Source organism: Flavimobilis sp. BM9 (assembly GCF_058313055.1).
The window spans coordinates 104,224-121,350 of the sequence record NZ_JBZEMO010000002.1 but is presented as its reverse complement, the minus strand read 5'-3'; the positions used below and the strand labels follow the sequence as shown (position 1 = coordinate 121,350).

Here is a 17,127-nt window from a genome sequence, read left to right as displayed (position 1 = left end):
GCTCTGGTCTAGTCCTCCTCCGCGCTCCGGCACGAGGTGTTGACGTGTTCTTGACGGGGTGGGGCGCACTCCTGACGGGTTCCTGACGCTCCCGCCGCTTGTGGTGGCCTCAGTCGCCCCCGCGCATGAGCGTGAGGTAGGCGTTCGCGTCCCCGCGATGCAGGTCGATCAGCTCGTTCGCGTGGAAGCGGTCGAGGATCGCCGGGTCGATATAGCTGCTCTTCGCGACCGCGGGCGTGTTCCCCAGCAGCTCCGACGTGCGCACCACCGCAGCCCGGACGGTCCGCGTCCGCTCCCGCTCGTCCGGCGACCACCCGATCCGCGCGAGCTCGCGCGCCGCGATGATCGAGCCGTGCAGCGTCCGGAAGTCCTTCGCGGTGCACGTCGTCCCGCTGATCTCCTGGATATACCGGTTGACGTCCGACGCACGCACGGGCCGCCACGACCGGCCCTCACGACGCGCGAGCAGGCGCGCTCGCGGCGACCGCCGCTCGAGGAGAGACGCGACCGCGTCGGCCAGGTCCTCGTCGACCGTCCGGGTGTGCCACACCTGACCGCTCTTGCCGCGGAACTCGAGCGTCACGACGCCCTCCTCGACACGCACGTGCTGACACAGCAGCGTCGTGAGCCCACGGTTCCCGGTCGCAGCCGTGTGCCGCTCGCTCCCGACGCGCAGGTGCGTCGAGTCGACGAGCCGCACCGCGACCGCGAGGGCGCGCTCGAGGCTGCCCGGCTCGGCGCGAAGGTCGCGCGTCACGCGACGACGCACCTGCGGCAGCCTCTCCGCGAGCTCGAGCGTCCGCGCGTGCTTCGCGCGGTCGTGCGCCTCGACCCACCTCGGGTGGTAGACGTACTGACGCCGCCCCGCGTCGTCGACCCCCGTCGCGAGGATGTGGGACCGCGGGTCGGGCGCGAACCAGACGGCGCGCCACGCGGGCGGCAGCACGAGCGCCTTGAGGCGCTCGACCACCTCGGGGTCCTCGATGCGCGCGCCGTCCTCGTCGACATAGACGAAGCCGCGCCCCGCGCGGCGGCGGGTCCATCCAGGTCCGGAGGTGCGGGCCCGGACGAGGCCGCGGACGCGGGGCACGGCCGTCAGTGGTCGCGCAGCAGGTCGACGAGCTCAGCCTTGCGCAGGGACGAGTACCCGCTCAGGCCCAGCTCCTTGGCACGCGCGCGCAGCTCGGGGACCGTGCGGTCCTCGTAGCTCTCCGCGTCGCCACCCTTTTGACCGACCTTCGACCGGCCCTGGGCAGCCGCCGCGTTGGAGATGCGCGCCGCCTTCTCCTTCGAGGCACCGTCCTCACGGAGCGCCTCGTACATCTCCGGGTCCTTGAGCGACCTGGTGCGCGACCTGGGCATGTCGGCTCAGACCGTCTGGCCGGCGTGACGACCCTCGCCGATCTCCTCGACGACCTTGGCGTTGAACGCCGGCAGGTCGTCGGGAGTGCGGCTCGAGACGAGACCCTGGTCCACCACGACCTCCTCGTCGACCCAGGTCGCGCCCGCGTTCACCAGGTCGGTGCGCAGGCTCGGGTACGAGGTGATCGTGCGCCCGCCCAGGACGTCCGCGTCCGCCAGGATCCAGGCACCGTGGCAGATGACGCCGACGGGCTTGCCGTCCGCGAAGAACTGCCGCACGAAGCTGACGGCCTTCTCGTCCGTGCGGACCGTGTCGGAGTTGACGACGCCGCCCGGCAGGACGAGCGCGTCGTACGAGGCGGGGTCAGCGTCCGACGTCGTGACGTCGACGCTGGCCTCGTGCCCGTTCTTGCCGGTGATCGTGCCGCTGTCCGTCGAGACGAGCTCGGCGACCGCGCCGTGCTCGGTGACCGCCTCCCACGGGCTCGTCAGCTCGGAGTCCTCGAAGCCGTCCACGGCGACGAAAGCGACCTTCTTGCCGGTGAGGTGTGACATGTGGCGCTCCTCTCGGTACGTGCGCCCGCCGGGTGGGCAGGCATCTCGACCATCGTGTGCACGGCCGTACGGGGCTCGCAACCAGGAGCGGACGGCCCTGAGCCGCGGGAGCGCTCAACAGGTGTGCGAGACCGCCGATCTGGACGGTGAGAGAAACACCACCATGCGGCAATAGGAGCCACCATGAGCCGATCGACCCAGACACCGAACCCTGCGGGGAAGGTCGCACCGCCCGACAGCACGATGGCGTCCCGGGCCGTGGGCCGGGGCAGGTCGATCGCCTTCCGGCTGCGAATGCTCGCTGCCGTCGGCGTCATCGGCGTCCTCGTCGTCGGCGTGCTCGCGGTCGTGCTCATGGGCCGGCTCTCGGCTGCCACCGGGTCGGTCGCCACAGCGAACTCGATGGTGATGCAGCCGCTGAACATGCTCCACCAGAACCAGATCAAGGGCCGCATGATCATCGCCCAGGTCGCCGCGGCAGGCACGCCCGAGGCAAAGCAGGAGTGGGTGACGAAGCTCGGGGCGAACGACGCCGAGATCGACGCCTCGATCGCACAGCTCGAGGCTGCGCTCGCGGGGCAGATGCCGAGCTGGGCGACGTTCCGCGAGGACTACCAGAAGTTCCTCGACGTCCGGGACGCGCGCATGATGCCCGTCGCGCTCGACGGGACCCCCGAGGAGTACACGGCATTCCTCACGAAGTCGCTGCAGCCGATGATCGACGACTATGTGGCGCAGCTCGACGCTCTCGCGGCCGAGACGACCGGATGGATCGACACGATCGCGCAGGACGCGGAGAGCGACGCGCAGCGTTCGACCAACATCGTCATCGTCATGATCGTGACCGCGCTCGTCTTCCTCGGTGTGCTCGCACTGCGCATCTTGCGGTCGGTGCGGCGGTCCATCGCAGGCCTGCGCGCGGCGATCGCCGCGATGGCCGACGGCGACCTCACGGTCGCCGCTGACGAGACGACGCGCGACGAGCTCGGCGAGACCGCCGCGCTGCTCAACGTCGCGCGCAGCTCGCTCGCCGAGATCCTCGCGGGCGTCGGCGAGACGACCGTGACCGTCGCCTCCGCCGTCGAGGAGCTGGGTGCGTCGGGCGAGCAGGTCGCCGCAGGCGCCCAGGAGTCGTCGACGCAGGCCGGGGTCGTCGCCGCTGCGGCGGAGCAGGTGAGCCGCAACGTGCAGGCTGCAGCTGCGGGCGCCGAGCAGATGGGCGCCTCGATCCGAGAGATCGCGCAGAACGCCTCCGAGGCCGCCCGCGTCGCCGCCCGAGCGACGGACGTCGCCGAGACCACGAGCGCGACCGTGGCACGGCTGGGGGAGTCGAGCCAGGAGATCAGCGCCGTCGTGCGGGCGATCACGTCGATCGCCGAGCAGACGAACCTCCTCGCGCTCAACGCGACCATCGAGGCTGCGCGTGCTGGGGAGGCCGGGAAGGGCTTCGCGGTCGTCGCGGGCGAGGTCAAGGAGCTCGCTCAGGAGACGGCGCGTGCGACCGAGGACATCGCGCGGCGCGTCGAGGCCATCCAGACCGACACGGACGGAGCGATCGGTGCGATCAGCGAGATCACGTCGATCGTGTCCTCGATCAACGACTTCCAGCTGACGATCGCGTCCGCGGTCGAGGAGCAGACGGCCACGACGAACGAGATGAGCCGGTCCGTCGTGGAGGCCGCGACAGGGTCTGCGGAGATCGCGCAGAACATCACGAGCGTCGCGACGGCGTCCGAGCAGTCGAGCATCACCGTGTCGCACATGACGAGCGCGACGACGGAGCTCGCCCGCATGGCGAGCGACCTGCGCGACAAGGTGATGCAGTTCCGTTACTGAACTGGGCTTTGACCAGGCCTTGAAGGGGCCTTGGGTCCCATGTGGAACGACCCTGGCCTGGTGTGAGGTGGAGTCGGGTCCGTCCGCTCAGGGTGAGGTGTCGCATGTCTGCTGTGCTGGAGCTGCTCGCTGAGCATCCCGTGCTCCTGCTGTTCCTCGTCGTGGGGCTGGGCGCCGCCGTCGGCCACGTCACGGTCAAGGGGGTCGGTCTCGGCGCGGCAGCCGTGCTCTTCCTCGCGCTCGTGTTCGGCGGGCTCGGCTCGGCGCACGACGTCGAGCTCGTCGTCCCGCCAGCGTTCGGCACGCTCGGCCTGACCCTGTTCACCTTCACGGTCGGCGTGGTCTCGGGCGCCGAGTTCTTCGCGTCCCTGCGCAAGAGCCTGCGGCTCATCGCCTCGATGATGGGCGTGCTGTGCACGGGCGCGCTCGTCGCCGTCTGCCTCGGCGCGGTGCTCGACCTGTCACCCGCCACGGTCGCGGGGACGTTCGCCGGCGCCGTGACCAACACCCCGGCCCTCGCGGCGGCGCGCGACGCCGCAGGGGACCAGACGGCCCCGACCGTCGGCTATGCCGTCGCGTACGTGTTCGGCGTCGTCGGCATGCTCGTCGTCGCGATGCTCGTCCTGCGCGGGCGCAGCTCCGACACCGACTCGCCGCCGCCGCTCGTCGAGCGCGCGGTGCGCGTCGAGACCGCGACGGGCCAGTCGCTGCGCGAGCTGACCGACCTGTTCGGCGGCCAGATCTCCTTCGCGCGCCTGCGCAGCGGCTCCGAGGAGGCGCCGCCGCGCGCTGCCGGGACCGAGGACGTCCTGGTCAAGGACGACGTCGTCACGGTCGTCGGGCCGGAGAGCCTCGTCAACAAGATCACGACGATGCTCGGCCACACGTCGTCGCACCACCTCGCCCGCGACACGCGCTACCTCGCGATGCGTCGTGTCACCGTCTCCAACCCGCGCGTCGCGGGTCGCACGCTGCGCGAGCTCGACCTGCAGCACCAGTACGAGGCGAGCGTGACTCGCCTGCGCCGCGGCGACGTCGACGCCGTCGCGCACGAGGACCAGGTGATCCAGCTCGGCGACCGCATCCGCGTGATCGCGCCGCGCGGCGTCATGGACAAGGTCACGAACCTGTTCGGCGACTCGTCGCGCGGATTCTCCGACATCAACCCTGTCGCGCTCGGCGTCGGGATGTCCCTCGGTGTGCTGCTCGGCCTCGTCGTCCTGCCGATCCCCGGCCAGCACGTCACGATCGGTGCCGCCGCGGGCACCCTCGTCGTCGGGCTGGTGCTCGGCCGGATCGGCCGGATCGGCCCGGTCGTCACGACGATGCCGTTCACCGCGGCGCAGACGTTGTCCGAGCTGGGTCTGCTCGTGTTCCTCGCGCAGGCGGGTCTCGTCGCGGGCGGGCAGATCGCGCCCGCGTTCGCGTCGGGCGAGTGGATCCGCATCGCTGCGCTCGGCGCGGCCGTGACGACGGTCGTCGCGCTCGGGCTGTGGGTCGTCATGCGCCGACTCTTCAAGGTGGGCGGGACGTCGCTGTCCGGCATGCTCGCCGGGACGCAGACGCAGCCCGCGGTCCTGGCGTTCGCGAACCACCGCACGGGCTTCGACTCGCGCGTCGCGCTCGGCTACGCGCTCGTCTACCCCGCTGCGATGATCACGAAGATCGTCCTGGGCGGGCTGCTCGGCTCGCTCGCGTAGCCGGGGCTCGTGGGCTGCGGCTATGCCGCAGGCACGGTGCGCGAGGCGCGCCACCAGACGAAGAAGCCGGCGAGCGTGAACGCGCCGTAGAACACGTACATCGACGCGGTCGCCCAGTAGCCGGCGGACAGCAGGAGCGGCACGCCCACGAGATCGACCGCGACCCACACGAGCCAGAACTCGACCCAGCCGCGGGCCATGCCGTAGGTCGCCAGGACGGAGCCGACGAAGATCCACGCGTCGGCCCACACCGGCTCGTACGAGCCGAGGCTCCGGAAGATCGGCGTGAAGACGAGCGTGCCGGCGACGGCGGCGACGACGAGGAGTGCGCGCTGGCGTCCGCCCGCCCACGTCGGGACGATCTGCCCGTCCGCCGTCGCGTCGACGGTCGCGTCCGACGCGGCGGCCGTCCGGGCTGCCGTGCGCGCTGCCCGCCAGGTCGTCCAGCCGTACACGGACACGATGACGAACATGACCTGGCGGCCGGCCTGGCCGAGCAGGTTCGTCGCGTCGGGGGTGCCGAACACGGCGCCGAGGAAGACGGTGAACAGCAGGACGTTGCCGACGATGCCGACGGGCCATGCCCACACGCGGCGGCGCATGCCGCCGAGGGCGGAGGCGAGGCCGAAGAGGTTGCCGACGACCTCGCGCCACAGCACGACCTGGTCGCCGACGGTGAACGTGGCGTCGAACAGCCACGAGAAGAAGCTCACGCGTGCGCTCCAGTCGCGTCGGGGGTCTCAGGATAGGTCTGCGCGGTGCTTGACTGGTCCGATGACGATCAGCTTCGGCTCTGACAACCACGCCGGGATCCACCCGGAGGTGCTCGCCGCGGTCGCGGAGGCGAACGTCGGCCGGGCCCCCGCGTACGGCGACGACCCGTGGACGGCCCGCCTCGACGAGGTCTTGCGGGGGCACCTCGGCGAGAGCGCCCGCGCGTTCCCCGTGCTCACGGGCACGGGCGCGAACGTGCTGGGGTTGTCCGCCGCGGTCCCGCGCTGGGGTGCGGTCGTGTGCGCGCGCACGGCGCACGTCGTGGGCGACGAGGGTGGCGCTCCTGAGAAGGTCGCGGGGCTCAAGCTCCTCCCGGTCGACGCGCCGGAGGGGAGGCTGACGCCCGAGCTGGTCGCGCCGATGCTCGCGGGTCGCGACGACGTGCACCGCGCGGAGCCGGCGGTCGTCTCGATCACGCAGGCCACCGAGCTCGGGACGCTCTACTCGCCGACGCAGGTCGCGGAGCTCGCGGAGCAGGCGCACGCCCACGGGCTGCTGCTGCACGTCGACGGTGCCAGGATCGCGAACGCGGCTGCGGCGCTCGACCTGCCGCTGCGTGCGTTGACGACCGACGTCGGGGTGGACCTGCTCTCCTTGGGCGGCACGAAGAACGGGGCGCTCGCGGCGGAGGCCGTCGTGGTCCTCGATGCGGCGTCGCCGCGCGGCGCGGAGGTCGCCGAGGGGGTGCGGCGGCTGCGGATGAGCGGGATGCAGCTCGCGAGCAAGTCGCGCTTCGTCGCGGCGCAGCTCCTCGCCCTGTTCGACGGTGACCTGTGGTTGCGCAACGCGCGTGCGGCGAACGCGATGGCGGCGCGGCTGCGGGCGGGGATCGACGAGCGTGTCGCGGCGGGGCTGCTCCCGGGCGTGGTGCCGGTGTACCCGAGCGAGGTCAACGGAGTGTTCGTCGAGCTGCCTGCGGGGGTCGCGGCGGAGCTGCGGTCAGGTTTCGTGTTCTACGACTGGCCGGGGGAGCCGGGCGTGGTGCGGCTGATGTGCGGGTTCGACGCGGTCGAGGACGATGTCGACGCTCTCCTCGGTGCTCTCGAGGCGGCTGTCGCGGCCGGCTGATCCGTTGCCCGATGGGCAACGTTGCCTGACGGGCAACCAACAACATATGCTCGCGCGGTGCCCACCCCCACCGTGAGCGGCCTGCGCGAGGCGAAGAAGCGCGCGACCGCACGAGAGCTCGCCATCGCCGCGTACACGCTCGTGCGCGAGCGCGGCTACGACGCGGTGACGATCGACGACATCGCCGCTGACGCCGGATACTCGCGGCGCACGTTCGCCAACCACTACGCAGGCAAGCCCGAGGCCGTCGTCGACGGCTTCCTCGCGCACGCCGCCGTCCTCACCGACCTCGACGAGACGCACGTCCCCACCTCGTTCGACGACGTCATCGACGCCTCCGAGGCCTACGTCCTCGGCATCATCAACGGCCCCGTGCTCGACGACGTCCGGGCGCTCGCGATCGTCGCGCACGAGCACCGCGTCCTCGAGTCGACGGCGCACGCCCGCATGCAGGCGTACCGCGCCGCGCTCGCGCAGGACGCGCTCGGAGAACGCTTCGGCAGCGTGCGCGTCCACCTGTTCGTGGGGGCGGTCATCGGGCTGCTCTCCGGCGCGCTGCACGTCGTCGTCGCCGACGGCGTCGAGAACCTCGGCTGCCTCGGTCCGGACGCCGACCCTGCACCCGTCCCGCCCGCGGTGACGCCCGAGCTGCGGGCGCAGCTCAGCGAGCTCGTCGCGGAAGCGTTCACCCACCTGCGCCACGGCTTCTCCGAACGCCGCAGCGACTCCTGACCCGTCACACCGACCGCAGCCGACACCCACCAGAGAAACAGGCTCCCGTGCACAAGCTCTCACTCTTCAGCCTCAAGAACCGGGCGCTCATCGCGCTCGTCACGGTGGTCGTCGCCGTGTTCGGCGGTCTCGCGTTCACCTCGCTCAAGCAGGAGCTCATCCCCTCGATCGAGGTGCCCCAGCTCGCGGTCCTCACCGCGCACCCGGGTGCGTCGGTCGAGGTCGTCGCGTCCGACGTCACCGCGCCCGTCGAGAAGGCGCTCCAGACCGTGCCGGGCCTCCTCGGCACGACGTCGACGTCGTCGACCGGCATGTCCGTCGTCCTCGCCGAGTTCGAGTTCGGCACGGAGACGGCCAAGGTCGAGCAGAAGATGACCCAGGCCCTCGGCCGGATCAGCTCGTTCCTCCCCGAGAACGTCGACCCGAGCGTGCTCGCGATCAGCCTCGACGACTTCCCGGTCATCCAGGTCGCCGTCTCCGCCGACGACACGGAGGCGCTCGCCGGGCGTCTCGCGGACGTCGTCGTCCCTGAGCTCGAGCGGCTCGACGGCGTCGCGGCCGCGAGCATCATCGGTGCCCCCGGGCCTCGCATCGCGGTGACGCCGCGGCTCGAGGACATGGCTGCCTACAACGTCTCGGCGCAGCAGGTCGCGACCGTCCTCGCGCAGAACGGAGTGCTCGTGCCCGCCGGCACGATCGACGAGGGCGGCTCGACCATGGCCGTCCAGGTCGGGCAGCGGCTGTCCTCGGTCGAGGACGTCGCGGCGCTCCCGCTCGGCCCGGCGACCCTCGCCGACGTCGCCGACGTCGAGATGACGACCGATCCGACGTCGTCCTACTCGCTCGTCGACGGCAAGGAAGCGCTCACGCTCTCCGTGACGAAGCTGCCCGACGCCAACACTGTCGAGGTCTCGCACGCCGTCCGTGACGCGCTCCCGGGGCTCGAGGAGATGGTCGCGGGCGCGACGTTCTCCGTCCTCGTCGACCAGGCACCGTTCATCGAGGAGTCCATCAACAGCCTCGCGACGGAGGGCCTCCTCGGCCTCGTCATGGCCGTCATCGTCATCCTCGCGTTCCTGCGCTCCGGCCGCGCGACCCTCGTGACGGCCGTGTCGATCCCCGTCTCGCTGCTCGTCGCGTTCGTCGGCATGCAGGCCGCGGGCTACACCCTCAACATCCTGTCGCTCGGTGGCCTGACGATCGCGATCGGCCGCATCGTCGACGACTCGATCGTCGTCATCGAGAACGTCGAGCGGCACATGCGCTACGGCAAGACCAGGCGCGCGACGATCGTCGACGCGGTGCGCGAGGTCGCCGGCGCGATCACCGCGTCGACCGTGACGACCGTCGCGGTGTTCCTGCCGATCGCGCTCGTCGGCGGCATGGCGGGCGTGCTGTTCCGCCCGTTCGCGTTCACGGTCGCGATCGCGATGGGCGCCTCGCTGCTCGTCGCGCTGACGATCGTGCCCGTCCTCGCGTACTGGTTCCTCAGGTGGAAGGGCCACGGCACGAGCGAGACCGAGCCCGCCGCGGCCGACGACCTGAGCGACACCGCTGAGGCCCCCGGACTGATCCAGCGCAGCTACGGCCGCCTCCTGACGTGGGTGCTGTCGCACCGGTGGATCACGGTCGGCATCGCCGTCCTCGTGCTCGTCGGCACGGGCGCGGTCACGCCGCTGCTCAAGACGAGCTTCCTCGGTGACATGTCGCAGAACTCGCTCGGCATCACGCAGGCCGTCGCGCCGGGCACCGCTCTCGACGACCAGCTCGACGAGGCGCGCAAGGTCGACGAGGCGCTGCGCGCGGTCGACGGCGTCGAGCTCGTCGCTGCGACGATCGGCTCGACCGAGAGCTCTGCGCTCCTCTCCGGCGGTACCGAGTCCATCTCGTGGTCGCTGACGACCGACGCCGACGGCGACCAGGCCAAGATCCAGGAGGACGTGCGCGCGGCCATCACGGCGATCGTCCCCGAGGAGGACGTGACGATCTCGCAGTTCGCGGGCATGGGCATGAGCTCCGACGTCGAGATCGCCGTCAAGGGCGCCGACCCGAAGGACGTCGCGAAGGCGACCGAGACGATCGCCGAGGCGATGCGCCCCCTCGACGAGGTCGAGCAGGTCGCGACGTCGCTCACGACCGCCCGCCCGACCGTGTCGGTCGTGCTCGACCGTGCGCTGCTCGCCCAGCTCCAGCTGAGCGAGGCGCAGGTCGCGCAGGCCGTCGCCGGCATGATCACGCCGCAGCAGATCGGCGCCGTGACGATCGACGGCTCGTCCGTGAGCGTCTACCTCACGCCCCAGGACCCGCCGGCGTCCGTCGACGCGATCCGCGCGCTCGCCGTCGAGCCGGGGGGTCTCACGGTCGGTGACGTCGCCGAGGTCACCGTCGAGGACGGCCCCGTCGCGATCACGACGTCCAACGGCGTGCGCAACCAGCTCGTCACCGTCACGCCCCTCACCGACGACCTGGGACAGACCGCGACCGTCGTCGGCGACGCGCTCGACAAGGTCGAGCTGCCCGACGGCGTGACCGCGGAGATCGGCGGCGTCACGGCCGAGCAGAACGAGGCGTTCTCGCAGCTCGGGCTCGCGATGCTCGTCGCGATCCTCATCGTGTACGTCGTCATGGTCGCGACCTTCCGGTCGCTCCTGCACCCGTTCCTGCTGCTCGTGTCGATCCCGTTCGCGGCGACCGGCGCCGTCCTGCTCCAGGTCGCGACGGGCATCGCCCTCGGCGTCCCGTCGCTCATCGGCGTGCTGATGCTCATCGGCATCGTCGTGACGAACGCGATCGTGCTGATCGACCTCGTCAAGCAGTACCGCGACCGCGGCGTACCGATGACGGAGGCGCTGCACCGCGGCGCCGTCCACCGTGTGCAGCCCATCCTCATGACGGCGTTCGCGACGATCCTCGCGCTCGCACCCATGGCGATCGGCATCACGGGGCACGGCGGGTTCATCTCGCAGCCGCTCGCGATCGTCGTGATCGGTGGACTGTTCTCCTCGACGCTCATGACGCTGCTCGTGCTCCCGGCGCTCTACCACCTCGTCGAGTCGATCGGCTCGCGCGGCGCGACGCGCGTCCAGGAGGTCTGACTCTCGGCGTGCGGGGCCTCGGACGCCCGGTGATGATCGTGGGATGACACCGAGCAGCGCCGAGGCCTCGCCGGCCGACGACACCCGGGCCACCCGTACGCACCACAAGGAGCAGGAGGGCGCAGACGTGTCGCGCCGCACGACAGTGCGGTACGCCGTCGTGCGGGCCGTCCGCGAGTTCATGACGGACCAGTGCACCGACCTCGCGGCGGCGCTCGTCTACTACTCGGTGCTCGCGATCGTGCCGGCGATCGTCGCGCTCGTGTCGATCCTCGGCGTCCTCGCCAACCCGCAGTCCGTGCTCGACGACCTGTTCGGCGTGATCGAGGACCTCGGCTCGGCCGAGGCGGTCGAGACGCTGCGCCCGGTGCTCGAGGAGGTCGCGACGTCGTCGGCCGCCGGGTGGGGGCTCGTCCTCGGTCTCGTGACGGCCCTGTGGTCCGCGTCCGCCTACGTGACGGCGTTCTCGCGCGCAGCGAACCGCGTGTACGGCGTCGAGGAAGGGCGCCCCGTCTGGAAGCTCCGCCCCACGATGTACGGCGTGACCCTCGCCCTGCTCGTCATGGTCGCGCTCATCGCGGTGACGCTGGTCGCGTCGGGCGACGTCGTGCGGGCCGTCGGCGGCCTCGTCGGCGAGGCGGACACGCTCGCGACCGTCTGGTCCGTCCTGCGCTGGCCTGTCGTCGCCGCCCTCGCGGTCCTCGTCGTGGCGCTGCTCTACCTCGCGACGCCGAACGTGCGCCACGAGAAGCGCCGCTGGCTGTCGCCCGGCGCAGCGACCGCGATCCTCGCCTGGGTCCTCGCGACCGGAGCGTTCAGCCTCTACGTCTCGAAGTTCTCGAGCTACGACGCGACCTACGGGGCGCTCGCAGGTTTCGTCGTCTTCATGCTCGCCCTGTGGATCGGCAACCTGGCCCTCCTGTTCGGCATCGAGCTCGACGTCGAGCTGCGTCGCGCGCGACAGCTGCGGCTCGGCCTGCCCGCCGAGCGGGACGTCATCGTGCGGCTCCGCGACACCCGCGCGATCCAGAAGCGTGCCGAGAAGGAGCGCGAGCTCGAGGCCGAGGCTGCCGAGATCGCGCAGGAGCCCGCGCCGTCCGACCCCTGAGGGGCCGCCTCGGCGCCTGGCTGCGGGGCATAGGCTTGGCCCGTGACCATCCCCAACATCATCACGATCGTCCGGCTGGTCGTGCTGACTCCCCTGTTCGTGGTGCTCGCGGCGCAGGGACGGGTCACGGCCGCAGTCGTGACCCTCGTCGTCCTCGGTATCACCGACTGGGCCGACGGGTTCATCGCGAGGCGCTGGGACCAGGTGTCCGAGCTGGGCAAGACGCTCGACCCGCTCGCGGACCGGCTCGGGATGGGCGCCGTCATCATCACGCTCGCCGTCACGGGCAGCGCGCCCTGGTGGATGCTCGCCCTCGTCGTCGTGCCCGACGTCGTGCTCGCCTGCGGGATGCTGTTCCTGCTCGTGACCAAGCGCTTCCCGCTGCCCGAGCTCGAGGTGAACTTCCTCGGCAAGGCGCGCACGGCGCTGCTCATGGTCGGCCTGCCGCTGCTGCTGCTCGCGTCCTCCGACCAGGGTGGGCCGCTGTGGACGGTCGCGTACCTGATCAGCGCCGCTGGCTGCCTCGGTCACACGGCCGCCGCGGTGTCGTACGCGTGGCAGGCGTGGCACCTCGTGTACCGCCCGCAGGTCGAGCCCGCCGCCGACTGAGCGTCGCCCGAGAACGACGAGAGCCCCGAGCACGACCAACGCCCCCGGTCCGAGGACCGGGGGCGTTCGTGCGTTCCGTCAGACGACGGCCCGCGGGATCACAGCGGGCGGATGTTCTCCGCCTGCGGGCCCTTCGGGCCCTGCGTGACGTCGAACTCGACCTTCTGGTTCTCGTCCAGCGAGCGGTAGCCGCTCGACTGGATCGCCGAGTAGTGGGCGAACACGTCAGCGCTGCCGTCCTCGGGGGCGATGAAGCCGAAGCCCTTCTCAGCGTTGAACCACTTCACGGTACCAACAGTCATTCCAATACTCCTTCAGAGTGCTCGGACGGCCCCGCCCTTCGGGGCCCTTCCGTCGCGGTGTTTCGGCGTCCACTCCTGAGGATCAAGATCGCAATGGAATGACCATTGCAGTGAAGACGAGCGAGGCACAGCAACTACCTCGGCATACTAGAGCCAAGATCACCCTTTGCGCGAGATGTTCTCGGCAGTTTTACCGTGCTGTGATCCGAGCCCTCACCCCCGCGCCCGCGACGGCTCGCCTCACTCGCCAGCGAGGTGCGCAGCCAGGCTCGCCGCCGACGTGAGCGGCAGGGAGCACATCGAGCCTCGACACACGTAGGCGGTCGGCTGGCCCCCGATCGCGGTGCGTCCCGCGAGCACGGGCACCGGCCCGTCCGGGTTGCCGACGACGATGACGATCCCCGGCGCGTGCGCGGCCCACGCAGCCATGGCGAGCGGCCCGGAGGCAAGCTCGCGCGGGTCGTCGTCCCCCACGATCACGACCTCGCGCGGACCGTCGAGGAGCGCCTCCGCGACCGCGAGCCCCCAGCCGGCGAAGCGTGGTGCCCCGATCGCGAGCGCGCGATAGGGCGCGAGCGTCAGGTCCGCCGCGACGCGGTACCCCAGGTCGCCCGTCATCGCGCCCAGCCGCACGAGCGCACCGGCGAGCGCGGACCGCCCCGACGGGCTCGCGTTGTCGCTCGGGTCGCCCGCCCGCACGAACAGCGGCGGTCCGTCGACCTCGGCGGCCGAGTCGTACACGCGACCGCCGTCGACGAACAGGTCGAGCGCCGACTCGACGAGCGATCGCGCCGTCGTGAACCAGCGGGCGTCGCCGGTCGCCGCGAACAGCGTGAGCAGGCTGTCGGCGAGCAGCGCGTAGTCCTCGAGAGTCCCGTCCGCGTCGGCGAGCCGGTCGCCGAGGGACGCGCGGCGCAGCCGCCCGTCGCGCACGTGGTGCGTGACGACATGGTCCGCGACCGCCTCGGCGACCTCGACGAGATGGGGCGCGTCGAGGATGCGACCCGCTTCCGCGAACGAGCTGATCGCGAGACCGTTCCACGCCGTGACGATCTTCTCGTCGCGTCCTGGCGGCGTGCGCTGCGCCCGCGCGGCCCGCAGGACCGGCCTGAGCCGGGCCCAGCGAGCGCCGCGGTCGGCGTCGACGAGCTCGGGCTCCTCGCCGGGCGGGGGAGCCGCCGTGAACGCATCGGGGTGCAGGCGCAGCACGGACGCGCCCTCCTCGAACGTGCCCATCGACGTGACGCCGCACGTGCGGGCGACCCACGCGGCGTCGTCGGGGTCCGGGGTGCCGGCGAGCGCCTCCGCGATCTCGTCAGGGGTCCACACGTAGAAGCGTCCCTCGACGCCGTCCGTGTCGGCGTCGAGCGACGCGGCGAAACCTCCGCTCGCGAGCATCTCCCGCGTCATGAACCCCGCTGTCTCGAGGGCGACCCGGCGTGCCCACACGTCCCCCGTCGCACGCCACAGCCGCGCGTACACCCCGACGAGCTGGGCGTTGTCGTAGAGCATCTTCTCGAAGTGCGGCACGGTCCACGTCGCGTCGACGGAGTACCGGGCGAAGCCCCCGCCGAGCTGGTCGTAGAGCCCGCCCGACGCCATGGCTGCCGCGGTCGCGCGGGCCGTGGCGAGCGCCAACGTGTCGCCCGTGCGCGCGTGGTGGCGGAGAAGGTGCTCGAGCGTCATCGACGGCGGGAACTTCGGTGCGTCCCCGAATCCGCCGTTCTGCTCGTCGCGGTCCGCGAGAAGCACGGCCACGGCCCCGGCGAGCTCCTGGGCCGACGGCGCGACCGACCCGCCGTCGAACCCGACCGGCGTCGCGTACGCGCCCCCCTCCTGCTCGGCCCCGGCCCGCAGGTACGCGACGAGCGAGGCCGCCTGCCGCGCGACGTCGTCCCGGCGTTCCTGCCACGACTCCATGACCGCGGCGAGCACCTGCCGGAACGAGGGGACACCCCGTACCGGGACGGGCGGGAAGTACGTCCCCGCGTGGAAGGGCGCGCCATCGGGGGTGAGGAACACGGTCATGGGCCAGCCGCCCTGGCGGGTGATCGCGACGAGCGCAGCCATGTGCACCGCGTCGACGTCAGGCCGTTCCTCGCGGTCGACCTTGATGCAGACGAAGCCGTCGTTCATCTGCGCGGCGGTCGCGTCGTCCTCGAACGACTCGTGCGCCATGACGTGGCACCAGTGGCACGCCGCGTAGCCGACCGACAGCAGCACGGGGACGTCGCGGCGACGTGCCTCGGCGAACGCCTCGTCGGACCACTCCCACCAGTCCACCGGGTTGTCCGCGTGCTGGCGCAGGTAGGGGGAGAGCGCGGACACGAGACGGTTGGGCACTGCAGCCTCCCTTGCTGGTCGTCCTCCCATTCTTGCCCGGGACGTGCGCTCGTGCCGAGGGAGTCCGCCGGCGCGGGAGCGGGCGGGCGTCCCGAACGCTCGCGCCACGGCGTGCACGTCGACGTCGGGCGTGACCTCGCGGAAGTCGTCGCCGTAACGGCTCATCTTCCGACGGTGACCGGCCGATCTAGAGGGCATGACGGATATCAACAGCGCGTCCGGTCTGGTGGGGACGCACACGCCTGCGGCCCACCGCAACCGCGTGCTGGGCCGTCACAGCTGGACCGTGCTGCGTGACCTGCGCCGTCCCGACGACCTCGGCGGTCGTATCGACCGGATCTTCGTGGGCCCGGGCGGCATCGTCGTCGTCGAGAGCGCCCGCTGGCTGGGCGAGGTCGCTGTCGAGCGTGGCGCGCTCCGCCTCGACGGAGCGGTCAAGGACGAGGCGGTCGAGCACGTTGGCATGACCGCCGCCCACATCTCCGCGCTCCTCCCGGCGGACCTGCGCACGTCGGTGCGCGCCGTCGTCTCGCTCGCCTACCAGGGCCTCGCTCCGACCGCTGTCGGCCCCGCCGACGTCATCGGTGAGGTCGGTCTCGAGAAGTGGGTGCTGGGCCTGCCCGCACGGCTCGACGCGCAGCGCGCGGACGAGGCCGCGTGCCTCCTGCTCGAGCTGCTCGTCGCGCGCACCCCGGACGTGTCGACGTCCTCCGCGCTGGAGGCGCCGCGCCGCACCCGCTCCCTCAAGGAGCCGACCGAGCTGCACCTGCAGATGACGACGATCACCCCGCCGTCGACGGGTCAGGTCCCCATCGTCCCGACGTTCGTCACGCCCGCCTCACCGCGCAGCGACCTCGGCGCTCCCGCGCCGGTCGTCGAGCGGGCCGCACCGTCGCGTGCCCGCCGCGGCTCGGGCGTGTGGCCCGCGGTCTGGTTCGGGGCCGCGCTCGTCGCGTTCCTCCACATCGACACCCTCGGCCGCCTGTTCGGCTGACGCGCCCCGCGCGGGAGGCCTAGAGCCCCGCGGTGAGGCGCAGCACGCTCGCGCGCACATCCTCGACGGGACGTCCCGGCTGGAACAGCAACCACTCCAGGCCTGCGACGAGCACCGCACCGAACGTCGCCGCCCCGACGAGGGACGTGTCTTCGTCGGGCGAGATCTCGCTGATCACCTCGGCGAACGTCGCGATCGTCACCGAGCGCAGCGCGCCGATGGTCTCCTGCCACACGCGTTCGACGCGGAACACCTCGGCGGCCATGAGCTTCGCGAAGTCCGGGTTGGCCTGCATGGCCGTGAGCAGCGCCCCCACCACCGCAGCGAGAGCCTCCCGCCCGCGCAGGTCGCCGCGCGCCGCGCTGATGGTCGCCTGGAGGCGCTCGCCGCCCTCGGTGAGCGCAGCCTCGAGGATGTCCGACTTGGAGCCGAAGTTGTAGTAGACGCTGCCCTTGGCGACGCCCGCGGCGAGCGCGATGTCGTCGACCGAGGTCGCGGAGAACCCGCGCTCGGCGACGAGCCGCACGGCGGCCTCGATCACCTGAGCGCGGGTCCCGCGGCGTCGGGCGGCGTGGCCGTCGGCCCTCGGGGCGGGGGGCGCTGCGTCGTTCATGCGTCCGATCCTCCCAGAGAGCCGACGGCGTGCCGA

15 protein-coding genes are annotated in these 17,127 nt (G+C 71.8%); 8 read left to right on the top strand and 7 right to left on the bottom strand.

Features of this window, described 5'->3' with window-relative positions:
• Positions 1-109: 109 nt before the first annotated feature.
• From AC4F3Q_RS04620 to AC4F3Q_RS04610, 3 genes are read right to left on the bottom strand one after another with little or no spacing between them, the layout of a single operon-like run.
• Positions 110-1,090, bottom strand: a complete 981-nt coding sequence (locus AC4F3Q_RS04620; protein WP_491038939.1) for a DNA topoisomerase IB — start codon at positions 1,088-1,090, stop codon at positions 110-112.
• A gap of 5 nt (positions 1,091-1,095) precedes the next feature.
• Complete coding sequence (locus tag AC4F3Q_RS04615; protein ID WP_491038938.1) at positions 1,096-1,362, bottom strand: DUF7218 family protein; 267 nt, start codon at positions 1,360-1,362, stop codon at positions 1,096-1,098.
• Between the two features lie 6 nt (positions 1,363-1,368).
• A complete protein-coding gene (locus tag AC4F3Q_RS04610) occupies positions 1,369-1,917 on the bottom strand; it encodes a type 1 glutamine amidotransferase domain-containing protein (protein ID WP_491038937.1) in 549 nt (182 codons plus the stop codon).
• A gap of 183 nt (positions 1,918-2,100) precedes the next feature.
• Here AC4F3Q_RS04610 and AC4F3Q_RS04605 point away from each other — a divergent pair, with 183 nt between their 5' ends.
• Together AC4F3Q_RS04605 and AC4F3Q_RS04600 are read left to right on the top strand one after the other, a co-directional pair.
• On the top strand, positions 2,101-3,753 hold the full coding sequence (locus AC4F3Q_RS04605; protein ID WP_491038936.1) for a methyl-accepting chemotaxis protein: 1,653 nt from the start codon (positions 2,101-2,103) through the stop codon (positions 3,751-3,753).
• Between the two features lie 104 nt (positions 3,754-3,857).
• Entirely contained in the window at positions 3,858-5,453 is a 1,596-nt protein-coding gene (locus AC4F3Q_RS04600; protein WP_491038935.1) for an aspartate:alanine exchanger family transporter, read from the top strand.
• Positions 5,454-5,473: 20 nt separating this feature from the next.
• Here the strand turns inward: AC4F3Q_RS04600 and pnuC are convergent, their stop codons facing one another.
• Entirely contained in the window at positions 5,474-6,166 is a 693-nt protein-coding gene (pnuC, locus tag AC4F3Q_RS04595; protein ID WP_491038934.1) for a nicotinamide riboside transporter PnuC, read from the bottom strand.
• Positions 6,167-6,227: 61 nt separating this feature from the next.
• Here pnuC and AC4F3Q_RS04590 point away from each other — a divergent pair, with 61 nt between their 5' ends.
• From AC4F3Q_RS04590 to AC4F3Q_RS04570, 5 genes are read left to right on the top strand one after another with little or no spacing between them, the layout of a single operon-like run.
• Positions 6,228-7,295: a threonine aldolase family protein gene (locus AC4F3Q_RS04590; RefSeq protein WP_491038933.1), complete on the top strand. Its 1,068-nt coding sequence runs from the start codon at positions 6,228-6,230 to the stop codon at positions 7,293-7,295.
• A 57-nt stretch (positions 7,296-7,352) separates the two neighbouring features.
• A complete protein-coding gene (locus tag AC4F3Q_RS04585; RefSeq protein ID WP_491038932.1) occupies positions 7,353-8,027 on the top strand; it encodes a TetR/AcrR family transcriptional regulator in 675 nt (224 codons plus the stop codon).
• 47 nt (positions 8,028-8,074) lie between these two features.
• Positions 8,075-11,122, top strand: coding sequence for an efflux RND transporter permease subunit (locus AC4F3Q_RS04580; protein WP_491038931.1), 3,048 nt, complete (start codon positions 8,075-8,077; stop codon positions 11,120-11,122).
• A 43-nt stretch (positions 11,123-11,165) separates the two neighbouring features.
• Positions 11,166-12,230, top strand: a complete 1,065-nt coding sequence (locus tag AC4F3Q_RS04575; RefSeq protein ID WP_491038930.1) for a YihY/virulence factor BrkB family protein — start codon at positions 11,166-11,168, stop codon at positions 12,228-12,230.
• 42 nt (positions 12,231-12,272) lie between these two features.
• Positions 12,273-12,839, top strand: coding sequence for a CDP-alcohol phosphatidyltransferase family protein (locus AC4F3Q_RS04570; RefSeq protein ID WP_491038929.1), 567 nt, complete (start codon positions 12,273-12,275; stop codon positions 12,837-12,839).
• Positions 12,840-12,937: 98 nt separating this feature from the next.
• Here the strand turns inward: AC4F3Q_RS04570 and AC4F3Q_RS04565 are convergent, their stop codons facing one another.
• Positions 12,938-13,141 carry a cold-shock protein gene (locus AC4F3Q_RS04565; protein ID WP_168446581.1) on the bottom strand — a complete coding sequence of 68 codons (204 nt, stop codon included), beginning with the start codon at positions 13,139-13,141 and terminating at the stop codon, positions 12,938-12,940.
• A 240-nt stretch (positions 13,142-13,381) separates the two neighbouring features.
• Positions 13,382-15,649, bottom strand: coding sequence for a thioredoxin domain-containing protein (locus AC4F3Q_RS04560; RefSeq protein WP_491038928.1), 2,268 nt, complete (start codon positions 15,647-15,649; stop codon positions 13,382-13,384).
• A gap of 31 nt (positions 15,650-15,680) precedes the next feature.
• Here AC4F3Q_RS04560 and AC4F3Q_RS04555 point away from each other — a divergent pair, with 31 nt between their 5' ends.
• Positions 15,681-16,478: a nuclease-related domain-containing protein gene (locus AC4F3Q_RS04555; RefSeq protein ID WP_491038927.1), complete on the top strand. Its 798-nt coding sequence runs from the start codon at positions 15,681-15,683 to the stop codon at positions 16,476-16,478.
• A 19-nt stretch (positions 16,479-16,497) separates the two neighbouring features.
• Here AC4F3Q_RS04555 and AC4F3Q_RS04550 read toward each other — a convergent pair whose 3' ends face one another.
• The gene (locus tag AC4F3Q_RS04550) at positions 16,498-17,091 is read right to left on the bottom strand and encodes a TetR/AcrR family transcriptional regulator (protein ID WP_491038926.1); all 594 of its coding nucleotides are present in this window, start codon (positions 17,089-17,091) and stop codon (positions 16,498-16,500) included.
• Between the last annotated feature and the right edge of the window lie 36 nt (positions 17,092-17,127).

Bases quoted from the DNA above. Each gene is read 5' to 3' on its own strand.
- AC4F3Q_RS04615 (WP_491038938.1), bottom strand. From the start codon at position 1,362: ATGCCCAGGTCGCGCACCAGGTCGCTCAAGGACCCGGAGATGTACGAG.
- AC4F3Q_RS04610 (WP_491038937.1), bottom strand. From the start codon at position 1,917: ATGTCACACCTCACCGGCAAGAAGGTCGCTTTCGTCGCCGTGGACGGC.
- AC4F3Q_RS04605 (WP_491038936.1), top strand. From the start codon at position 2,101: ATGAGCCGATCGACCCAGACACCGAACCCTGCGGGGAAGGTCGCACCG.
- AC4F3Q_RS04600 (WP_491038935.1), top strand. From the start codon at position 3,858: ATGTCTGCTGTGCTGGAGCTGCTCGCTGAGCATCCCGTGCTCCTGCTG.
- AC4F3Q_RS04590 (WP_491038933.1), top strand. From the start codon at position 6,228: ATGACGATCAGCTTCGGCTCTGACAACCACGCCGGGATCCACCCGGAG.
- AC4F3Q_RS04575 (WP_491038930.1), top strand. From the start codon at position 11,166: ATGACACCGAGCAGCGCCGAGGCCTCGCCGGCCGACGACACCCGGGCC.
- AC4F3Q_RS04565 (WP_168446581.1), bottom strand. From the start codon at position 13,141: ATGACTGTTGGTACCGTGAAGTGGTTCAACGCTGAGAAGGGCTTCGGC.
- AC4F3Q_RS04560 (WP_491038928.1), bottom strand. From the start codon at position 15,649: ATGAGCCGTTACGGCGACGACTTCCGCGAGGTCACGCCCGACGTCGAC.
- AC4F3Q_RS04555 (WP_491038927.1), top strand. From the start codon at position 15,681: ATGACGGATATCAACAGCGCGTCCGGTCTGGTGGGGACGCACACGCCT.
- AC4F3Q_RS04550 (WP_491038926.1), bottom strand. From the start codon at position 17,091: ATGAACGACGCAGCGCCCCCCGCCCCGAGGGCCGACGGCCACGCCGCC.